Origin of the sequence: Thalassobius sp. Cn5-15 (assembly GCF_022347685.1) — a bacterium.
Lineage (GTDB): Bacteria > Pseudomonadota > Alphaproteobacteria > Rhodobacterales > Rhodobacteraceae > Thalassobius.
The window spans coordinates 1-1,760 of sequence record NZ_JAKRGF010000016.1; the positions used below are offsets into that span (position 1 = coordinate 1).

1 protein-coding gene is annotated in these 1,760 nt (G+C 58.9%); it reads left to right on the forward strand.

The annotated features are described in order from the left end of the window. Positions 1 to 1,760, forward strand: a 1,760-nt coding sequence (gene acs, locus MHM86_RS16985) for an acetate--CoA ligase (RefSeq protein WP_239201795.1), incomplete at both ends; no start/stop codon positions are given.

The following is a 1,760-nucleotide window of genomic DNA, read 5'->3' on the forward strand; positions in this document are numbered from 1 at the left end:
CACGGTCGACGTCTTGACTGGATCCAACCTTACACCAAGGTTAAGAACACCAGTTTTGAACCTGGGCAGGTGTCGATCAAATGGTTTGAGGATGGCACGCTGAATGTTGCGGCGAACTGTATTGACCGCCATCTGGACACCCGGGGTGATCAGACGGCGATCATCTTTGAGCCGGACAACCCCGATGAGGCGGCGCAGCACATCACCTACAAGCAGCTGCACACCAGCGTTTGCCGTATGGCCAACGTGCTTGAGGAACTGGGGGTGCGCAAAGGCGACCGTGTGGTCATCTACCTGCCGATGATCCCTGAGGCGGCCTATGCTATGCTGGCCTGTGCCCGTATCGGCGCCATTCACTCTATCGTGTTTGCAGGCTTCAGCCCGGATGCGCTGGCGGCGCGTGTGAATGGCTGTGATGCCAAGGTGTTGATCACTGCCGACACTGCGCCGCGTGGCGGCCGCAAGACCCCGTTGAAATCCAACGCGGATGCGGCGCTCTTGCACACCAAGGACACGGTGAAATGTCTGGTGGTCAAACGCACCGGCGATCAGACCACGTGGATTGATGGTCGTGACTTTGACTACAACGAAATGGCTCTGGAGGCGAACGACTACTGCCGCCCGGCAGAGATGAACGCCGAAGATCCGCTGTTCATCCTCTATACCTCCGGTTCCACCGGTCAGCCCAAAGGTGTTGTGCACAGCTCTGGCGGCTATCTGGCCTATGCGTCGATGACCCATGAATATGTCTTTGACTATCATGAGGGCGATATCTTCTGGTGCACTGCAGACGTCGGCTGGGTCACCGGTCACAGCTATATTGTCTATGGCCCGTTGGCCAATGGCGCGACCACGCTGATGTTTGAAGGTGTGCCGACCTACCCTGACGCAGGCCGGTTTTGGGCGGTTTGTGAAAAGCACAAGGTGAACCAGTTCTACACCGCCCCCACCGCGATCCGCGCGCTGATGGGACAGGGCAACGAGTTTGTCGAAAAATACGACCTCAGCGATCTGAAGGTGCTGGGCACCGTTGGTGAGCCGATCAACCCTGAGGCGTGGAATTGGTACAACGAGCAGGTCGGGAAGGGCAAATGCCCCATCGTTGATACCTGGTGGCAGACAGAAACCGGCGGTCACATGATGACGCCGTTGCCCGGTGCCCACGCATTGAAACCGGGGTCGGCGATGAAGCCGTTCTTTGGCATCAAACCGGTGGTTCTGGACCCGCAGTCGGGTGAGGAAATCCACGACATCCCGACCGAAGGCGTGCTGTGCATTGCTGACAGCTGGCCCAGCCAGATGCGCACCGTTTGGGGCGATCATGACCGGTTCGAGAAGACGTATTTCTCTGACTACAAAGGCTACTACTTCGCCGGTGATGGTTGTCGTCGTGACGAGGATGGGGATTACTGGATCACCGGACGTGTGGACGATGTGATCAACGTGTCTGGCCACCGCATGGGCACCGCCGAGGTGGAAAGCGCGCTGGTGGCGCACTCCAAAGTCGCTGAGGCCGCCGTGGTGGGCTATCCTCACGACATCAAGGGCCAGGGCATCTATTGCTATGTCACCCTGATGAACGGTGAGGAACCTAGCGAAGAGTTGCGCAAAGAGCTGCGCACCTGGGTCCGCACCGAAATCGGCCCCATCGCCGCGCCGGATCTGATCCAGTGGGCGCCCGGCCTGCCGAAAACCCGTTCCGGCAAGATCATGCGCCGCATCCTGCGCAAAATTGCCGAAGATGACTTTGGCGCACTTGG